At 38.9% G+C, this 16,250-nt stretch carries 19 protein-coding genes; 15 read left to right on the forward strand and 4 right to left on the reverse strand.

All coding sequences use genetic code 11. From position 1 onward, the window contains the following. Window positions 1-554: 554 nt before the first annotated feature. Window positions 555-2,357 carry a glutamine--fructose-6-phosphate transaminase (isomerizing) gene (glmS, locus tag ABE41_RS00930; protein WP_066285616.1) on the forward strand — a complete coding sequence of 601 codons (1,803 nt, stop codon included), beginning with the start codon at window positions 555-557 and terminating at the stop codon, window positions 2,355-2,357. Between the two features lie 44 nt (window positions 2,358-2,401). On the opposite strand, the gene ABE41_RS00935 is transcribed toward glmS, so the two are convergent. Next, a complete protein-coding gene (locus tag ABE41_RS00935; RefSeq protein WP_066285618.1) occupies window positions 2,402-2,731 on the reverse strand; it encodes an Mpo1-like protein in 330 nt (109 codons plus the stop codon). 156 nt (window positions 2,732-2,887) lie between these two features. On the opposite strand from ABE41_RS00935, the gene ABE41_RS00940 reads away from it, so the two are divergent. The 6 genes from ABE41_RS00940 (at window position 2,888) to ABE41_RS00965 (ending at window position 6,730) form a co-directional block, all read left to right on the forward strand. Further along, window positions 2,888-3,250, forward strand: a complete 363-nt coding sequence (locus ABE41_RS00940) for a MerR family transcriptional regulator (RefSeq protein ID WP_253805413.1) — start codon at window positions 2,888-2,890, stop codon at window positions 3,248-3,250. Continuing rightward, a complete protein-coding gene (locus ABE41_RS00945) occupies window positions 3,244-3,708 on the forward strand; it encodes an SRPBCC family protein (RefSeq protein ID WP_066285621.1) in 465 nt (154 codons plus the stop codon). The genes ABE41_RS00940 and ABE41_RS00945 overlap by 7 nt, the downstream gene beginning before the upstream one ends. A gap of 99 nt (window positions 3,709-3,807) precedes the next feature. Next, window positions 3,808-4,230, forward strand: a complete 423-nt coding sequence (locus tag ABE41_RS00950; protein ID WP_066285623.1) for a pyridoxamine 5'-phosphate oxidase family protein — start codon at window positions 3,808-3,810, stop codon at window positions 4,228-4,230. 140 nt (window positions 4,231-4,370) lie between these two features. Continuing rightward, window positions 4,371-4,871 carry a ubiquitin family protein gene (locus tag ABE41_RS00955; protein ID WP_066285625.1) on the forward strand — a complete coding sequence of 167 codons (501 nt, stop codon included), beginning with the start codon at window positions 4,371-4,373 and terminating at the stop codon, window positions 4,869-4,871. Between the two features lie 9 nt (window positions 4,872-4,880). After that, window positions 4,881-5,735, forward strand: coding sequence for an ABC transporter permease subunit (locus ABE41_RS00960; protein WP_066285627.1), 855 nt, complete (start codon window positions 4,881-4,883; stop codon window positions 5,733-5,735). Beyond that, on the forward strand, window positions 5,732-6,730 hold the full coding sequence (locus tag ABE41_RS00965) for an ABC transporter permease (protein WP_066285629.1): 999 nt from the start codon (window positions 5,732-5,734) through the stop codon (window positions 6,728-6,730). Before ABE41_RS00960 ends, ABE41_RS00965 begins: the two co-directional genes overlap by 4 nt. 42 nt (window positions 6,731-6,772) lie before the next feature. Here ABE41_RS00965 and yjcZ read toward each other — a convergent pair whose 3' ends face one another. Further along, window positions 6,773-6,955, reverse strand: a complete 183-nt coding sequence (gene yjcZ / locus ABE41_RS00970; RefSeq protein ID WP_066285630.1) for a sporulation protein YjcZ — start codon at window positions 6,953-6,955, stop codon at window positions 6,773-6,775. Window positions 6,956-7,081: 126 nt separating this feature from the next. On the opposite strand from yjcZ, the gene ABE41_RS00975 reads away from it, so the two are divergent. Further along, window positions 7,082-7,579 (forward strand): DinB family protein, encoded by a 498-nt coding sequence (locus ABE41_RS00975; RefSeq protein WP_066285634.1) that lies wholly within the window; start codon window positions 7,082-7,084, stop codon window positions 7,577-7,579. Between the two features lie 124 nt (window positions 7,580-7,703). Next, window positions 7,704-8,573: a metal-dependent hydrolase gene (locus ABE41_RS00980; protein WP_066285635.1), complete on the forward strand. Its 870-nt coding sequence runs from the start codon at window positions 7,704-7,706 to the stop codon at window positions 8,571-8,573. 244 nt (window positions 8,574-8,817) lie between these two features. Here ABE41_RS00980 and ABE41_RS20845 read toward each other — a convergent pair whose 3' ends face one another. Together ABE41_RS20845 and ABE41_RS00990 are read right to left on the reverse strand one after the other, a co-directional pair. Beyond that, window positions 8,818-9,171, reverse strand: coding sequence for a hypothetical protein (locus ABE41_RS20845; RefSeq protein WP_156774194.1), 354 nt, complete (start codon window positions 9,169-9,171; stop codon window positions 8,818-8,820). A gap of 75 nt (window positions 9,172-9,246) precedes the next feature. Continuing rightward, a complete protein-coding gene (locus tag ABE41_RS00990) occupies window positions 9,247-11,226 on the reverse strand; it encodes a transglycosylase domain-containing protein (RefSeq protein ID WP_066285638.1) in 1,980 nt (659 codons plus the stop codon). Between the two features lie 111 nt (window positions 11,227-11,337). Between ABE41_RS00990 and ABE41_RS00995 the strand changes: the two genes are divergently transcribed. The 6 genes from ABE41_RS00995 (at window position 11,338) to ABE41_RS01020 (ending at window position 16,225) form a co-directional block, all read left to right on the forward strand. Further along, a complete protein-coding gene (locus tag ABE41_RS00995) occupies window positions 11,338-11,634 on the forward strand; it encodes a hypothetical protein (protein ID WP_066285641.1) in 297 nt (98 codons plus the stop codon). Window positions 11,635-11,938: 304 nt separating this feature from the next. Then, window positions 11,939-12,856 (forward strand): GNAT family N-acetyltransferase, encoded by a 918-nt coding sequence (locus ABE41_RS01000; protein ID WP_066285642.1) that lies wholly within the window; start codon window positions 11,939-11,941, stop codon window positions 12,854-12,856. A 51-nt stretch (window positions 12,857-12,907) separates the two neighbouring features. Next, entirely contained in the window at window positions 12,908-13,516 is a 609-nt protein-coding gene (locus ABE41_RS01005; protein ID WP_083207603.1) for a TetR/AcrR family transcriptional regulator, read from the forward strand. A gap of 426 nt (window positions 13,517-13,942) precedes the next feature. After that, window positions 13,943-14,488, forward strand: a complete 546-nt coding sequence (gene sigX / locus ABE41_RS01010; protein ID WP_066285646.1) for an RNA polymerase sigma factor SigX — start codon at window positions 13,943-13,945, stop codon at window positions 14,486-14,488. Beyond that, entirely contained in the window at window positions 14,475-15,653 is a 1,179-nt protein-coding gene (locus ABE41_RS01015) for a hypothetical protein (RefSeq protein WP_066285648.1), read from the forward strand. Before sigX ends, ABE41_RS01015 begins: the two co-directional genes overlap by 14 nt. Window positions 15,654-15,766: 113 nt before the next feature. Beyond that, window positions 15,767-16,225, forward strand: coding sequence for a C40 family peptidase (locus ABE41_RS01020; protein WP_066285650.1), 459 nt, complete (start codon window positions 15,767-15,769; stop codon window positions 16,223-16,225). Window positions 16,226-16,250: the final 25 nt, after the last annotated feature.

A 16,250-nucleotide genomic window follows, 5' to 3' on the forward strand; every position in this document is an offset into this window, starting at 1 on the left:
GGAAAGCGAGCACCTGGAGTGGAAATCAACCACTCTCAAAAGCAACAAGGATTACGAAAACAGCCTAGAATAAAAAGGAAGCCTTTCATCCGACATAAAATGAAAAAGGGCACGAAACATATGCATATGCGGCTCACACAAAGGGCTGCTTATGCATATTTTTTTATTATGGAACTTTATGTTTCAACTTTTTCTGAAATAGGGAAAGAATAATAATTGACGGTTTTGAAAAACCCGTGTATGATTATTTTTGTTTACTTCAAATAAAAGGAAGGAGTTTACAGTTAATCATTCATCCAAAAAGCGCCTGAACTGCTGACCGGAAAAAAGCAGTTGACGAGGAAGAGGTTCATCGATATTTCGGCGGATGCCTCTCGGAACATTCACTTCCGTAAGCTTTTGTTCAAATCAGGCAAGGTGACTTCCTGTACAAAGACGAAAGCAAGTGAAACCAAAATAAAAATAGAAAACATAGGTGGGGTTGTGAGCCCCGCTCACGGCCCTCTTATGTAAGCCGTCAGCAGAGTGTGATGGCTTAAGGAGGACGTTTATTTATGTGTGGAATCGTAGGTTATATTGGAAATAATGATGCAAAAGAAATCTTATTGCGTGGTCTTGAGAAATTAGAGTACCGCGGATATGACTCAGCAGGAATTGCCGTACTTAACGAAGACGGAGTTCACGTATTTAAAGAAAAAGGCCGTATTGCAAACTTGCGTGAGAGTGTTGATCTAGGTGTTGAAGCATCTGTAGGGATCGGACATACACGCTGGGCAACTCACGGTGTTCCAAGTAAAGTGAATTCACATCCACACCAAAGTTCAACAGAGCGTTTTACACTTGTGCACAACGGTGTAATCGAGAACTATGAACAGGTGAAGAAGCAATACATTTCAGGTGTTGAGTTATTGTCTGAAACAGATACAGAAGTAATCGTTCAGCTAGTAGAGCACTTTGTAAAAGAAGGCATGGAAGTGGAAGAAGCATTCCGCCGTACATTGTCTGAACTTAAAGGTTCTTATGCGATCGGTTTAATCGACAACGAAAACCCTGAAACCATCTATGTTGGTAAAAACAAAAGCCCATTATTAGTGGGTAAAGGTGAAGGCTTCAACGTTATTGCAAGTGATGCAATGGCTATGCTTTCTCAAACAGATCAATACGTTGAATTAATGGATAAAGAAATCGTAATCGTGACTCGTGACAGCTACACAATCAAGACTCTTGATGGTGAAGTTGTGGAACGTGCACCTTACACAGCTGAACTTGATGCGAGCGACATTGAAAAAGGCACGTATCCTCATTTCATGTTAAAAGAAATTGATGAGCAGCCTTTCGTAATGCGTAACATCATTAATCAGTATCAAAATGAAAATGGCGACCTTAAGCTCGATGACGATATCCGTGCTGCAATGAAAGGCGCAGACCGTGTGTACATTATTGCATGCGGAACGAGCTACCATGCAGGTCTTGTTGGTAAGCAGCTTATCGAAAGCATTGCAAACATCCCTGTTGAATCACACATCGCAAGTGAGTTTGTTTACAACATGCCGCTTTTATCTGAAAAGCCATTGTTCATCTTTATCTCACAATCCGGTGAGACTGCAGACAGCCGTGCCGTATTAGTTGAGATCAAAAGACTAGGTCACAAAGCATTAACGATCACAAACGTTCCGGGATCTACACTTTCTCGTGAAGCAGACTATACGCTTAACTTATATGCTGGTCCTGAGATCGCAGTTGCTTCAACAAAAGCATACACTGCACAAATCGCAGTTCTTGCTATCTTAGCTGTTGATTCTGCTCGTGCAAAAGGCATCGAGTTAGACTTCAATCCGCTTCAGGAGCTTGCGATTGTAGCAAACGCGATGGAAGTTTTTTGTGATCAAAAAGAAGAGATGGAACAGATTGCCCGTGAGTTCTTAGCTGTAACTCGTAACGCATTCTTCATCGGCCGTGCTGCTGACTTCTACGTATGTTTAGAAGCTGCACTTAAGCTTAAAGAAATTTCTTATATCCAAGCAGAAGGATTTGCTGGAGGAGAACTTAAGCACGGTACGATCGCGTTAATCGAAGATGGTACGCCAGTTATCGCTCTAGCAACTCAAGAGCATGTTAACTTAAGTATCCGAGGTAACGTAAAAGAAGTAGCGGCACGCGGTGCGTACACTTGCGTGATCTCGATGGATGGACTGCAAGAAGAAGGCGATCGCATCGTTCTTCCGAAGATCCACCCATACTTGACTCCGCTTGTATCTGTACTTCCAATGCAGCTGATCTCTTACTACGCAGCGCTTCACCGCGACTGTGACGTAGATAAGCCGCGTAATCTTGCGAAGTCAGTAACAGTAGAATAAATGATAGTAAAGACCCCATTTCTATTTTGAAATGGGGTTTTCTTTTACATACTTTTCTCTTTCGGAAGTTTACTCAATTCATTCCCTAGCTGCCCAAACAAAATCATCCGGTACATACGAAAATCTGCTCTTAAAGACCAGAATGGATGTCCAAAAGTAGCTGGTTTATTTCCCTCAACGAAAAAGTGGCTGAACCAAGCAATGCCGTAAGCTACGATAGGAGCTAATAAAAGAAACCAAAGGCTTTTCCAAATCGCAAGAATAATAAAGATAAAGACAAATGAAGTACCAACGAAATGCCACGCTCTAGTAGATGGTTTGCTATGCTGCGAAAGATAGAACGGCCAAAATTCTTCGTAATCCTTAAACTCCATGCTAACACCTCCCTATAGTGGTTTAATATTCTCTTATCCAATACTGATTCCTTTTTCTTAAAGGGAAAATCAGCTTCTTGAGGAAGACTATAAAATGATATGAAAAAAGTTTTGACTCTGTGGTGCACAACACGGTTTATGATGGAGATGCAGGTGGTGAATGATAAAGTGTACAGAGTTAGTGAGTTTTCAAAAATGACAGGATTAAGCAAGGAGACATTGAGGTATTATGCAGAGGTGAAACTGCTTGAACCAGCTTACATTGATCCAAAGAATAATTATCGGTATTACGATAATGGATCTTATTTAATTGCAATGATCCTGGTGAGTTTGCGAAAATTCAACTTTACGATTCAAGAGATGATCACGGTTATTGAAGATGAATCTTTCGAGAATCTGGAGAACATTCTTAATCAAAAAAAGCGGGGCATTCAGAAAAAGATAGAGGAATTGCACGGCACAATAGATGAAATCGATCAGTTCTTAAAATGGGGAAATGAGGAGGATGAAAGATGTTAACATGGAATGAAGAGAAGGTAATCTCGGTAAATATTGAAAAGGTGTGGGAACTCTTTTCTGAAGAAAATCTGCAGCGCATCATGCCAAACGTTGTAGAACATACACCAATTGAAAAGAAAGAAGGCATAGTGGGCTCCAAGCATCGTCAATCTTACAAAGAAGGACGAAGAGTAGAAACATACATTGTTGAGACTCTCGGGTATGAGAATACTGAATCAAAAAAACACTTGCGAATAGGTTTTACATTAGGAAAAGCCTTCGAAATTGAAGCAGCCTTTAATTTAATAAAATTAGATGAAACAAGCACACGCTTTATTTATACGGGACATAATAAAGGCATCAACTTTTTAGGCAAAGTCATGCTTAAGATTTCTGGTGATAAAAATAACAACATAGTCGTTCAAGATTTTATGGATAAGGTAGAAGAGGAAGCGATGAAAGAATCCACTTCCGTCTAACTTGAAATGAGTCTGCTCCGTTCATGCATAACATGATGTTTTATTTTCCATCCTAGAAGGTAGAGTTAGAAGAGCCAGAAAATTAAAGGAGTGGATGAAATGGATAAAGAGCAGCTAAAACAAGAAATATTGAACGTATTAGAAAAAAGACAAACAGGAGTGCTAGCAAGTGTGAAACAAAACAAGCCGCATTCCAGGTATATGACCTTTTATCATGATGAACTTACCTTCTATACACCAACTAGTATCGAAACTCATAAAGCTGAAGAGATACAGGAAAATCCTAATGTGCATCTTTTAGTTGGTTATGACGGCGACGGATATGGCGACCCTTATTTAGAAGTAGAAGGTACGGCAACAATTCAAGATGATCAGGGACTGAAGGAGAAGTTTTGGTCTGAACAGATGTCACATTATTTTGATGGACCAAATGACCCTAATTATATACTGCTGAAAATAAAGCCAAGTTTAATCAGATTAATGAACAGTGAAGAAAATTCACCGCTAACATTAGAGTTATAAATTAATAATAATGGCCTCTCTTTTGAATAAAAGAGGGGCTTTTGTTCGTCTAATATTATAATTAGATTTAATTTTCCTATAATTGTAAAAAATAATAGAATAAATAGACCGAACATTCTTTAAATTAAGGGGGATTTAAAATGAAGAGGATATGGACGGTGATAGGTCTATTGATAGTTTTAATTGGATGCTCTGAGAAAGAAGCAGATAAAGAGCCGAAGTTTACAGTAAAGGATGCAATTGAGAAGAATCATGTGGTCATTCAGAATCTGTCTGATAAAGAACGAGAATTGATGACTGGGAGTACGAAAACGGAGCATTTGATTCCAATGTTTGCATTCCTTAAAGACGTAGAGACCAACAAAGAAAGTACACTTGAAGTGACAGTCTTTCAAAAAAGCGGTGAGCCAGTTACAAGTACCCTGCATTTTGTGGAGAAAGAAAAAACGATTTTTAAAAATAATTATAGCGGCTATGGTATGCCGAAGGGCGAGTTTGAATGTATGAATGTTTTCGAATCAAGAAATAGTCTTTCGTTAAATGGATGTAAAGGTGAACTCTCGAATATTTTTGTTATCCCATTTGAAGGTAGAGATTACATGACAGCAAGAAATGAATACAGAAAGATGAATAAAAAATAGGAGGATCTTATGCCATACATTATAAAAGACAGTTTGCTCTCTTTCGTATTATCTGTCATCGGCATTATTCTCTTAGGCTCAGTACCGTTTATGTTTATAGGGATGTCGTTTGATACAGGCAGCTATTTAGATGGAATAGGGGAACTATTTAAAACGATGATGAAGCCTTCTGAAATCATGTATTTTACCGGAAGCGGTATGTACCCGCTTTTTCCAGAAATATGGGGTATTATCGGATATTCTTTAACAATTTTATTTTCATCGTTTTTTATCGCCATTATCTTAGCACTTATGTTTGCTCTTGGGATTTTTACGCTCCCAACACGATTAAAAGATAAGATCCGTGTATTTTCGTTTATGTTCGAATCCATTCCTGATGTTCTCATTGCGATTGGAATGCAGTTCTTTATTATCTGGTTTTTTAAGAAGACGAATATTCTCTTGTTTCAGATTGTATCTTTGTATGACCAAAAAACTTATTTTGTACCGATCTTTTGTTTAACTGTATTGCCAACTCTGCTTATTTTGAGGATACTGCTCCTTAATATGGAAGAGGAGTTCAAAAAACAATACATTGATACTGCTAAGAGTAAAGGGATTGGCAGATTTCGCATTCTCTGGAGGCATGTACTTCCGAACACGCTGTTAAGTGTCTTTCATCAATCTCGCAATATCCTCTGGTTTATGCTTTCTAATCTATTAATGGTTGAATACTTGTTTAATATCTATGGAGTTACAACATTGGTAAGAGAGATGGGGAACCCAGCTATTTTTACGATTTCTATGCTTCTATTATTTTTACCCATGTTTCTATTTTTTACGGCTCTTAGAATTTTTACGTATAAGTGGGTGGGTGAAAAATGATAAAAGCGATTTGGAAAGACCCTTTTTTTCTAGCTGGTATTTTATTTATTTTTGCTTTGATTAGCTTTAGTTTTTACCATCATTTTGTCATGAATAATGAAATCTATGAAAATCAGATTATCTATGAAGGAATTACACCTGTTGATAAAGCACCTTTTGAGCCGTCAAGTGATTATTGGTTCGGCAGCGACCGTATGGGAGCGGATTTATTTTATCAAATTATCTCAGGTGCAAAGTACACATTGGGAATTGCGTTTGTTGCCAGTTTGCTAAGAATATTATTATCTTTTTTTGGCGGCGTTATATTATTAAGCGCAGGAAGAATCTTGCCCATTTTTAAAGGATTAGGTCAATCCTTCTATTATATCCCGTCTGCTCTATTAATCTTCTTTATTATGGCACCTATTATTGCTATTGAACAAATAACCTTCTGGGAAAAAGCCTTTTTTCAGATCTTACTGATCGTATTAATTGCCATTCCAAATACGGCGATTCTAATAAAAGAAGAAATTAACTTAATCCAGCAAAACGAATTTATCACGAGTGCCAAGTTAATGGGAGGAAGCAGGTTTCGTATTCTGTTTAAACATGTCATGCCTCATCTATGGCCAAGACTCGTGCTTATGTATGTTCAGCAGGTTATAGCTGTTTTATTGTTACTTGCACATCTAGGTATATTAGGTGTTTTCTTTGGAGGAACAATCTATCGTGAATATGGAATGGAATTTACGATACCCGTATCTGTATCAAACGAATGGTCAGGGTTGTTAGGGGGTTATTATTATCAATTAAGACTTGCCCCATGGCTTGTATTCTTTCCGGTTTTAAGCTTTGCCGCGGTCATCATGGCGTTTAACTTTATGGCTGAGGGAATAAAACGAGCAGGTGATCAATTGCCAGGCAGGAAAATAGTGAAGAAGAGAGAAAAAGGTATAGAGAATTCTGTATCAAAAGAAGAATCCTTTGTTTTTTTAACAGAGCGGAAAATAGGATAAACAAAAAAGGCAAGAGCTGAAACTCTCGCCTTTGGGTTGTTCTTATCTCAACGTCGCACCAATGATGATGAGAAGGATAAAAAGCACTACAATTAAAGCGAACACTCCGCCGCCGCTTCCGTATCCGTAGCCGCCGCCATAGCCATAACCGCCACAAGGGTTGCAGCACCCGTAACCATATCCGGGATAACCCCAGTTACGTTGTTGTTGTCTCTTTCCAAACATGCTGTAATTCCTCCTTCTTTCTTGTGCCTTATGCTTTCATCTATAGTGTATGTCCCAAGAGGAGGAGTGACAGGGACAATACCCTAATTAAAATCAAAAAGTTTTGAAAATTAAAGGAGGACAACCATGAGTGAAGTGCTGACAAAGTACAAGGATTTTACGAATTGGCTTCAGCATCTTAAACAAATACCAGAGGAATATTGGCTGGTACCTATTAAAGATGGGAAATGGTCAGTTGGAGAAATTGTTGCTCATATTAAGGCATGGGATGTTTTTGTATGGGATGAGAGAGTTGCCTATTTTGTAAGTGGATCTGAAATTCCGGCAAAAAAAGTAGACGTTGAAGAAATCAATAGCCATGCAGCAAATGAAGCAAAATCAGGTATCTCTAAAAACCAGCTCCTAGATGAAGTGATTGAATGCCGCCAAGTAGTCGCAAAAAAGTTAGGAGAAGTCCCAAGTTCTGTTTGGCAGGAAAAAATTGAAATGGGTTCAAAAATGATTACATTATGTGAATATATTAGCGGGCTAGTAGAACACGACGAACATCATAGAACTCAAATTGAAGAATTTCTTGCCGCAAAAGGGGGTTGGAATATTAAAGCAGGAAGTGTAGACCGATAGGAAAAAACGTCGAATTTCCCCGGAAATTATTTCAGGAAATAATTGAAAGTATGGAAAGAGCTTCTATCAAGACAGAAGTTCTTTTTTTCGTTACCATATAAGTAAAACGAAACAAAGAGGGCACATGGATACAATTACACATACTTTATTTGGATTAACCCTTTATGGAGCTGCAAATAGATCTAATATGGATAAGTTACATAAAAGAGCACTCCTGCTTACAACCGTAGTAGGCAGTCAAATACCTGATATTGACGTGGTCGTTAACCTGACTGAAACAGGGCGAATCATGCAGCAAATGTGGCATAGAGGCTTAACGCACTCGTTTTTTCTGATACCGATCTGGGGAATCGTGATTTACTATTTGAGCCGTCTATTATTTAAAGTGAAAGACAGGCGGATTTTTTATTGGGCACTTCTAGCTGTTTTCATACACGATACGAGCGATCTTTTCAATACATGGGGAACCGGATATATTGAACCCTTCTCCAGCTATCGCGTAACATTCGGCACAATTCCAATTGTTGATTTTGTATTTTGGTTTCTGATGCTAGCTGGATTCATTGTTTCTCGAAAAAAAGAAGCCAATGAAAGGTATAAAGTATTCAGAGTGGTATGGCTGTTAATGATTGCTCATGTTGCCATCCAGTCTGCTCAGGGATATATCATCTATAATGAAGCAAAGGAAAAGTATGAAGATGTAGCACTTGCTGCAGGTTTTGTACCTACTCAATTTCAGGTGATCGGAAAAGACGGAAACGAAGTAGAGATTGTAAAAGACAGCATTTTTATAAAACCTCAAGTAGAGCACCGTTTGATCTCAAAGGATGAAGCAGATCTTGCTCGGCTATTTGAAGAGAATCCGAGAGCAAAAACACTTCATGAATGGTCTCCTTTCGTAGTTGTAGTTGAAGAGAATGACAAGCTGGGAATCTATGACCCGAGGTTTTATCGTAATGGAGAATCTTTCTTATATGAGTTCATAAAAAAGTAACCCTGAAATATTTAGGGTTACTTTTTAATAATGTCTATTTTCGTATACATTGTTACAATGAGAAGGTGTTGATTTCCGCTACAGGATACTCGCTTTCCGTGGGGCGGGCGGTGAGCCTCCTTGGCGCTTTGCACCATTAGGAGTCTCATCTGTCCCACTAATCCCACTGGAGTCTCGCACCTTACGCTCCAATCAACTAGTCAAAGAAGCTACTCAACCAAAAATGTGCACAAACACTAATCTATTAGAATAATACTCTGGAGTTAATTCGTTTCTGTTTGAGTGTCTGTTGTTGTCGCGTTAGTTTCTGCAGTGCCATCATCTTCTGCTGGCGGATCAGTTGGAGGTGTGTCTGGTTCCGGCTCAGGTTCTTCTGGATCTTCAGGTTCTGTTGGCGGATCCTCTGGTTCAGGGTCTGTTCCGGGATCGTCCGGTTCGTCATCCTGTGGTGGTGGAGGATCAGCATCGTCATCTCCTTTTGGTTCAGTTGGAGGAGGAGGATCTGTATTCTCGTCATCGTCTTCTTTTCTTTTTTCTTCTTCTTTTTCTTTAGATTTTTCTTCCTTTTTCTTTTCTTTATCTTTCTCTTTGTCTTCATTCTTTTTCGATTCTTTCTTCTTTGGAGCTTTCTTTTCTTTTATTGGTGCTAAAAGCTCTTTTGTAGAAGTTCCTTTTACAATGAGCTCTCTAACTGTGTTGGAACCATCTTATCTTTTGTGATATAGCCAGTATCTTTATTAATATAGATTTCTTCTACGGATTTTGGCTTTTCAAAACCGGCTGTTTTCTTATCTTTCGAAACCTCAGAAACAATTGATTTAAAGATATATTTAGCAATTTTTTGGTCCTCAGGGGTTAAATATTGTTCGGCGTTCGTCTTGTCATACCCCGTCCATACAGCTGCTGTGTAATTGGTTGTATATCCTGCAAACCATGAATCGCTGGACCCTTTTTCAATATCCAATCCTTCAGGCATGTTCGTTGTACCAGTTTTGCCGGCCACTTCTAATCCAGGAATAGCAGCTAATGTTCCAGTTCCTCGTTTCACAACATCTTTCAGCATATCTGTCACCATATATGCGGTGTAGTCATGCATCGCTGCTACCGGTTTTGATTCAAACTTCTTCTCATAGCCATCAGAAAACTTAACTTTACGCAAAGTTGTAGGTTTATGATACACACCTTTATTTCCAAAGGCTGTGTATGCTCCGGCAAGTTCTAGTGGTGAAGAACCATGCTTAAATCCGCCGATTGCATAAGCGGGATGAGCAGTCTTAATCGGGATGCCGAGGTTATTGGCAAACTTAACGGCATCTTCTGATCCAACTTCCATAAATGTTTTTATCGCAGGAATATTGTAAGACATAACGAGTGCTTCCCGCATAGAAACGTCTCCATGGAATTCATCATCCCAGTTGCCTGCTTCCCAATCACCGATTTTTAATTCTTCATCTTTTATTTGTTTATATGTTGACCACTTTAACTTTTCAATGGCAGGACCGTAATCAAGAATGGGTTTGATCGTTGAACCTGGCTGTCTTTGTGTGTCAGTGGCATAGTTAAATCCTTTTGCGATATCTTCATCACCGCTCGTTCTGTTTCCGCCTAAAGCACGAATGACTCCTGTCTTCGTATCGAGCAGCGCTACACCCGCTTTAAACTTTTCACTAGGATACTTTACATACTCATCTGTAGACAGAACTTTTTCAGTATGTGCCTGTGCTTTAGGATCAAGAGTTGTGTAGATTTTTAAACCGCCTTCATAAATAGCACGTTCTGAGATGCCTTTCTCTTTTAATTTTTTGATTACTTGCTGAATAAAAGATTCATATTTTAATCGTTTGGCTTTTTCTTTAACCAGTGTATCAGTAACGGAAGTTTTTACTGCTTTTTCCTTCTGTTCTTTTGTAATGGCACCATTTTTGTACATTAACTCTAAAACTGTATTGCGTCTCTCCTCAGCCGCTTTTGGATGAAGAAAAGGGTCATATCCGCTCGGTCTTTGCGGAAGGCCAGCTAATAAAGCAGCTTCAGCTGGTGTTAAATCTTTTAGCGGTTTGTTGAAGTACGTCTTGGATGCAGTTGCAACCCCGTAAGCGCCGCTGCCAAAATAGATTTTATTCAAGTACATCTCTAAAATTTCATCTTTGGAGTATTTTTGTTCTAACTGAATAGCAAGATAGGCTTCCTGTACTTTCCGCTTAATCGTTTTATCAGGTGACAGTACACTGTTTTTCACAACTTGCTGAGTAATGGTACTCGCACCTTCAGCACCAAAACCATCTTGTACGTTTGCTAATGCCGCTCCAAATATACGTTTAACATCAACACCCATGTGTTCTTTGAAGCGGGTATCTTCTGTTGAAATAAACGCTTGCTGCACAAGTTCAGGAATGTCGCCAATTTTAGCGTATTCTCTGCGTTCATTGCTTGTAACATAAGTGACAAACTCATCGTTCATATCATAGATCATAGAAGATTGCGGATCATTCAAGGCTTCTTCCGTTAATTTCGGAGTTCCATTTACATAGGCAAATATCATTGCGCCTCCGAATGTCACACTGGATAAGAAAAATATGAGAGTAATAATAGCAGTTCGCCGGATCCAGCGTGACCGTTTCTTTTGCTGACGGAGCTCTGTTCTTTTAGCCACAGCACTCTTCCTTTCTTTGGATACTATCCTTGATTTACCCATTCTCTTCCTAAATAAAACAGTTTATGAAATGAATGAAGGGGAAAAATGAGAAAAAGAGGGAGTGATCTCATGAAACCACAGACAAAAGAACGAGCTGAGCTTATCTATTCTATGCTTGGACAAATCATTCAAAAAAAGAGCGCGAGTGAAGAAGAAATAAACCGTTTAACTGAAATATGCCAGCTGTTGAAGGAAGATGTAGAAGTTGGAGAAAAAACATCTGGTGTACTGGATGATCTTTGTGAATTCGGAGGGAAAGCATTGGAACTTACCTCGGATAAACAAAGAGAGGAATTTATTCAGCAGGAGGATCGAAAGCTGGACGAATATTATGAGCACTTTAAAATCTTAATAGAAGGAAAATGACCTAAGCTTACTGCTTAGGTTTTTTTGTGGATCGATAATGAGGACAGATGTGTCTAAAAAAGTCTCAAAGTGTCGACCCGTGGTTATTTATTAATGAACGTGGGATTATTCTAATTAAGCCAGGAAAAAATCTAATTAAGAAAAGAATTAATCTATTAACGTGGGATTATTGAAATAGAGTCTAGGCACCGGTCATTAAGTTTTTGTCGAACGATTTTAATGGTCATCCATCGGTACTTTTAATAAAATAAAATTAAATAAAACGACCAGTCGTTTTAAAAAATATGTTCAGGGAGTGAAGCTTGTGCTAGTCATTAAACGTTTTAGTGAGTTATCTTTTAATGAAGCTATATCTTTATGGAATGAATGTTGGAAACACTACTTCTCTGATATGACGATGGATCTTAACCGTTTCTTGCAAAAAATTACAGGAGAGGGAATCTCTTTAGAAAATTCGGTTGCAGCTGTTTACGAAGGGAAACTCGCGGGATTTGTACTGAACAGTTTTAGAACGATTAACGGCAAACAATATGTATGGAACGGCGGTACTGCGATCGCACCTGATTTTAGAGGAATGGGAATCGGGAAAAAATTAATCTCCGTCTGCCTGGAGATCTACGAAGAGCAGAATGTAGATATTGCACGTCTAGAAGCAATTAAAGAGAATGAAACAGCAATAAAGTTATATGAAAAGATGGGCTATCAAACATTTGAAGAACTTTCTTTTATGCAGCATGAAGGAGAGATTTCTGTATTTAAAGGACTAGGTTCAAATGTCACTGTGAAAAATGCGGATATGCAGGAGATCAAATCATTGTCATTTTTTGAGCCTCTTACTGCATGGCAAACACAATTCCCAAGTTTAAAAGATTTTTCATGTGCAATCGCTATGGATGGTGAAAACACTATCGGATATGCAGTATATAAAAAGGGCTTTAAAGAAACAGGAGAGCTGGCAGGCATTGTACTGTATCAGTGCGGGGTTAACCCTGAATATCATCTAGAGGAAGAAGCAACAGCGAATTTGATCAATTTTGCCTTTGCTCAAGAAGAAGGGGCTGTAAGAAGATTAACGATGAATGTCCCTAAAAAGGATGATGCTTTAAACCGGTTATTGAATGAGGCTGGTTTTACTAAGTTCGTGGAACAAGTCCATATGGAGCGTCCGATTAAAAAAGAGATGGAATCCCAAGCAGCTAAAACTTTTTCCGAAATAGACTGAAAACTCTGTTATACTTGAAATGAAAGACGTGTCATAAATGGAGGAAGCATCATGCCTAAAGTTTCAGCTCAGTATAAAGAAGAGAAACGAAACCACATACTTGAGAGCGCCTTAAAGTGCTTCGGTGAAAAAGGATATCAAGCGACTATTATTGATGATATCGTGAAAGATTCAAACATTAGTAAAGGTGCTATCTATAATTATTTCGAAAGCAAAGAAGAGATATATTTACAGCTTCTAAAAAAACGCACCAATACGTTTTTTGAAGAAATGGATGAAGTGAATGCACACCTAACCAGTGCGAAACAAAAACTTGCGAATCTCTTTAAGCGATTTAAAAAGCAAGAATTAAAAGAAGATGATCAGCAGACAATGCGTGTTTATATTGAGTTTTGGCTTTTTGGCTCGAGGCAAGAAGATTTAAGAAAAATTCTTGCAGAGAGATACAACCGCTTTATCGACTATATTGTAAATATTATAGTAGAAGGCCAGCAGTCCGGTGAAATTAAGAAGGAAATTGACCCGCAGAACATTTCAAGGATCTTTTGGGCAATTCGTGACGGCAATGTATTGCATTATTCTTTTTTAGGGGAAGAAGAGCAATACCGAATTGCCTGGGATACAATTGAAGAAATGTTCTTAAACTATGTGCAGCAATAAGACGCCAAGACCGGCGTCTTTTTCTATGGCTCTTTTCTAAAAGATTGTTGCAACTAAGAGATTTTGTCGAAATTCTTCATTGAATAGTTAATTGGAGCGAAAGGACGAGACTCCTGCAGGATGAGTGGGACAGGTGAGACCACTCAATGTCGCGAGGCGACGAGGGGGCTCACCGCACACCCTGCGGAAAGCGAGTCCTATAGCGGAAATTAAACTCTTACAAAAGCAACCATGTTTACGAAAACACCTTTTTCTATTTAACGACTTTATTTGTCTAAGGAGTAATGCTTTTGTTGGTAATTATCGACAAATTGGTCCTTTCAGGATGCTTGAATTAGGAGTAGACTAATAGAGTACCATGTTTGTAATGTAACTTTTTGTGAGTAAATACGACTACATAAATAGATAGACAGGGGGCCATTCGAGGTGAAGGAAACGTTCGACCGGTTATACGATGAATATCACCACGCGTTGTTTCAATTTCTATTTTACATGGTCCGAAACCGGGAATCGGCGGAGGATCTCGTTCAGGAAGTTTATATCCGGGTATTAAACGCGTATGAAAGTTTTGAGGGCAAAAGTTCAGAAAAAACATGGTTGTATTCGATCGCCAGGCATGTGGCCATTGACTGGCTAAGAAAACAATCACGGCGCAACAAACGATTTTTGATCTTTGACATTAATGAAAGTGAAAGTGTGCTAAGAGATCAGGACCCCCTTCCAGAAGAGTTAATATCAAAGAAAGAGTCTTTTAAAGATTTATATAAAATGTTAAAACGCTGCTCTTTGGATCAGCAGCAGGTACTCGTGCTTCGGTACATTCAGTCATTATCTATCTCAGAAACTGCGCAAATTTTAAGTTGGACAGAAAGCAAAGTGAAAACCACCCAGCACCGGGCCATAAAAGAATTGCGCAAATGGCTGGATCAGCAACCGGGCCTGGAGGAGGAATTGAAAGATGGAACCAATTAAGTGGAACGATGAAAAAATTGAACAGCATCTTAAAAGTCTGCCCCCTATAAAAGACCGCCGATCCAAACAAGAGCTTTATTTAAAGGTACAGGCGAAGGTTCATTATAAAGACAATAAAGGAAAGCGGCTTCCGACGTGGAGTCTTCCAGCCATTGCGACAGCTTGTGCACTTGTTATTTTTGGTGTTTTTGTTCCTGATCTTATAAAAAACGGCGGAAAGATGGAGCAGAACAAAGTAGCGCTTGAATCTGATAAAGGGTCAAAAGGAATGGATGCAGCTTCAACTGCAACAGACGGAGATGTAAGTTTAAAAGCAGATAAAAAAGCAGTACCTGCTGCTTATCATGGTCCGATACAAGAAAGCAGCCTTAATGGCGGCGGGGTTGATCAAGATTGGGTAACGGTAGGGTATTTGGATGAACAGGCACAGCTTGTCGTGCCCGTTAGTTTTGTAACCAAGACTGATCATTATTTAAATAAAGTAAACGATCAAATAAAAAAGTTTGATCCAAAAGCAGCGGGCCTTTCTGGAAGTCCGCTTCAGCGTGCAACGATTACTGAGGAAGAAGAAACCGTCTTTATTGACTGGCCGGCAGGTTCCATTCATGAAGCAGAGGAATCTTTATTGAAGCCTTTGATGGCACTGACTTTTGCGAACGAGAACCAAAAGTATAAAGTGGTGTTCCGGACAGACGGTAAAGAGGGATATGAGTTTCCTAGAATGGGTCCGTTAGATTCTTTAGATCTTGAAGTTCCGGGGGCACCTCATTTCCGTTATGATGCACCAACTACAGACGCTTTTATCGTCAGTCTATTTTCAGCAGGATTGGAAGGCGATGAACTGCCTGGAGAATTAAAAGGTGCACTTGATGTTATGGATGAAGAACAAGGGTACGGATTAAAACCGCTGCTTCCAAAAGATCTAGAATTTGGAGTTAAGGAAATTACAGATGATTCAGTTGAGATCACATTCCCTGATGCTTTCAAACTATCTCATGAGGATACAGAAGACCTAATGATGATTGATGCTATACTTCTTACGGCTGAAAGCTATGGATATGAATCTATAATGTTTAAGAATACCAACCTGGATTCTATTGGACCTTATCAGCTAAAAGAACCGATTGAAGGTATTACAGGACAAAATGTATACCACTATCAATAGATGTCGAAAAAGGCTGCAATTTGTAGTCTTTTTCTTATGGAGAAAAAGTAACTTTGAGGTACGGCCCATCGACTAATAGATTGAAAGAGCTAATTTAAGAGAGGATGTTTTATATGAAACGTATACTGCTGGCATTTGTTTCATTAGGGCTCGCTGCACTATTAATTCTAGGTGGTGTAACCGCAGCAAAAGCTTCTCCATCCTATGACCAGGAAGTAACTGAAACAGCTAAACTCTACAAGGGAACTCCATTTAAGTGGGGAGGCACAACGCCAAAAGGGTTTGATGCATCAGGTTTTACTAAATATATTTTTAAAACAACTGTAGTGAATAAAGACATTCCAAGAACTTCAGCAACTCAATATAAAGGAGGAGCGGCTGTTGTGAAAGGCAAAGAAAAAATGGGTGATCTCGTTTTCTTTAAAACAAACGGTAAAAGCATTTCTTTTGTCGGGATCTATCTAGGAAACAAGGAATTTATTGCAGCCACTTCTAAGGGGGTTCGCATCCAGTCTTTAAACACAAAGTACTGGAAAGACAGTTATGCAGGAGCCCGTCGATATTTACCATAATTTCATAGATTTACACAGCTGTTCT

This window comes from Fictibacillus arsenicus, from assembly GCF_001642935.1.
GTDB classification, from domain to species: domain Bacteria; phylum Bacillota; class Bacilli; order Bacillales; family Fictibacillaceae; genus Fictibacillus; species Fictibacillus arsenicus_B.

Excerpts from the sequence above, each read along its gene's own strand:
- ABE41_RS00980 (WP_066285635.1), top strand. The coding sequence starts at position 7,704 with ATGGATACAATTACACATACTTTATTTGGATTAACCCTTTATGGAGCT.
- ABE41_RS00950 (WP_066285623.1), top strand. The coding sequence starts at position 3,808 with ATGGATAAAGAGCAGCTAAAACAAGAAATATTGAACGTATTAGAAAAA.
- ABE41_RS00955 (WP_066285625.1), top strand. The coding sequence starts at position 4,371 with ATGAAGAGGATATGGACGGTGATAGGTCTATTGATAGTTTTAATTGGA.
- ABE41_RS01020 (WP_066285650.1), top strand. The coding sequence starts at position 15,767 with ATGAAACGTATACTGCTGGCATTTGTTTCATTAGGGCTCGCTGCACTA.
- glmS (WP_066285616.1), top strand. The coding sequence starts at position 555 with ATGTGTGGAATCGTAGGTTATATTGGAAATAATGATGCAAAAGAAATC.
- ABE41_RS01015 (WP_066285648.1), top strand. The coding sequence starts at position 14,475 with ATGGAACCAATTAAGTGGAACGATGAAAAAATTGAACAGCATCTTAAA.
- ABE41_RS00935 (WP_066285618.1), bottom strand. The coding sequence starts at position 2,731 with ATGGAGTTTAAGGATTACGAAGAATTTTGGCCGTTCTATCTTTCGCAG.
- ABE41_RS00995 (WP_066285641.1), top strand. The coding sequence starts at position 11,338 with ATGAAACCACAGACAAAAGAACGAGCTGAGCTTATCTATTCTATGCTT.
- yjcZ (WP_066285630.1), bottom strand. The coding sequence starts at position 6,955 with ATGTTTGGAAAGAGACAACAACAACGTAACTGGGGTTATCCCGGATAT.
- ABE41_RS00945 (WP_066285621.1), top strand. The coding sequence starts at position 3,244 with ATGTTAACATGGAATGAAGAGAAGGTAATCTCGGTAAATATTGAAAAG.
- ABE41_RS20845 (WP_156774194.1), bottom strand. The coding sequence starts at position 9,171 with ATGAAGACAAAGAGAAAGATAAAGAAAAGAAAAAGGAAGAAAAATCTA.
- ABE41_RS00965 (WP_066285629.1), top strand. The coding sequence starts at position 5,732 with ATGATAAAAGCGATTTGGAAAGACCCTTTTTTTCTAGCTGGTATTTTA.
- ABE41_RS00960 (WP_066285627.1), top strand. The coding sequence starts at position 4,881 with ATGCCATACATTATAAAAGACAGTTTGCTCTCTTTCGTATTATCTGTC.
- ABE41_RS00975 (WP_066285634.1), top strand. The coding sequence starts at position 7,082 with ATGAGTGAAGTGCTGACAAAGTACAAGGATTTTACGAATTGGCTTCAG.
- ABE41_RS01005 (WP_083207603.1), top strand. The coding sequence starts at position 12,908 with ATGCCTAAAGTTTCAGCTCAGTATAAAGAAGAGAAACGAAACCACATA.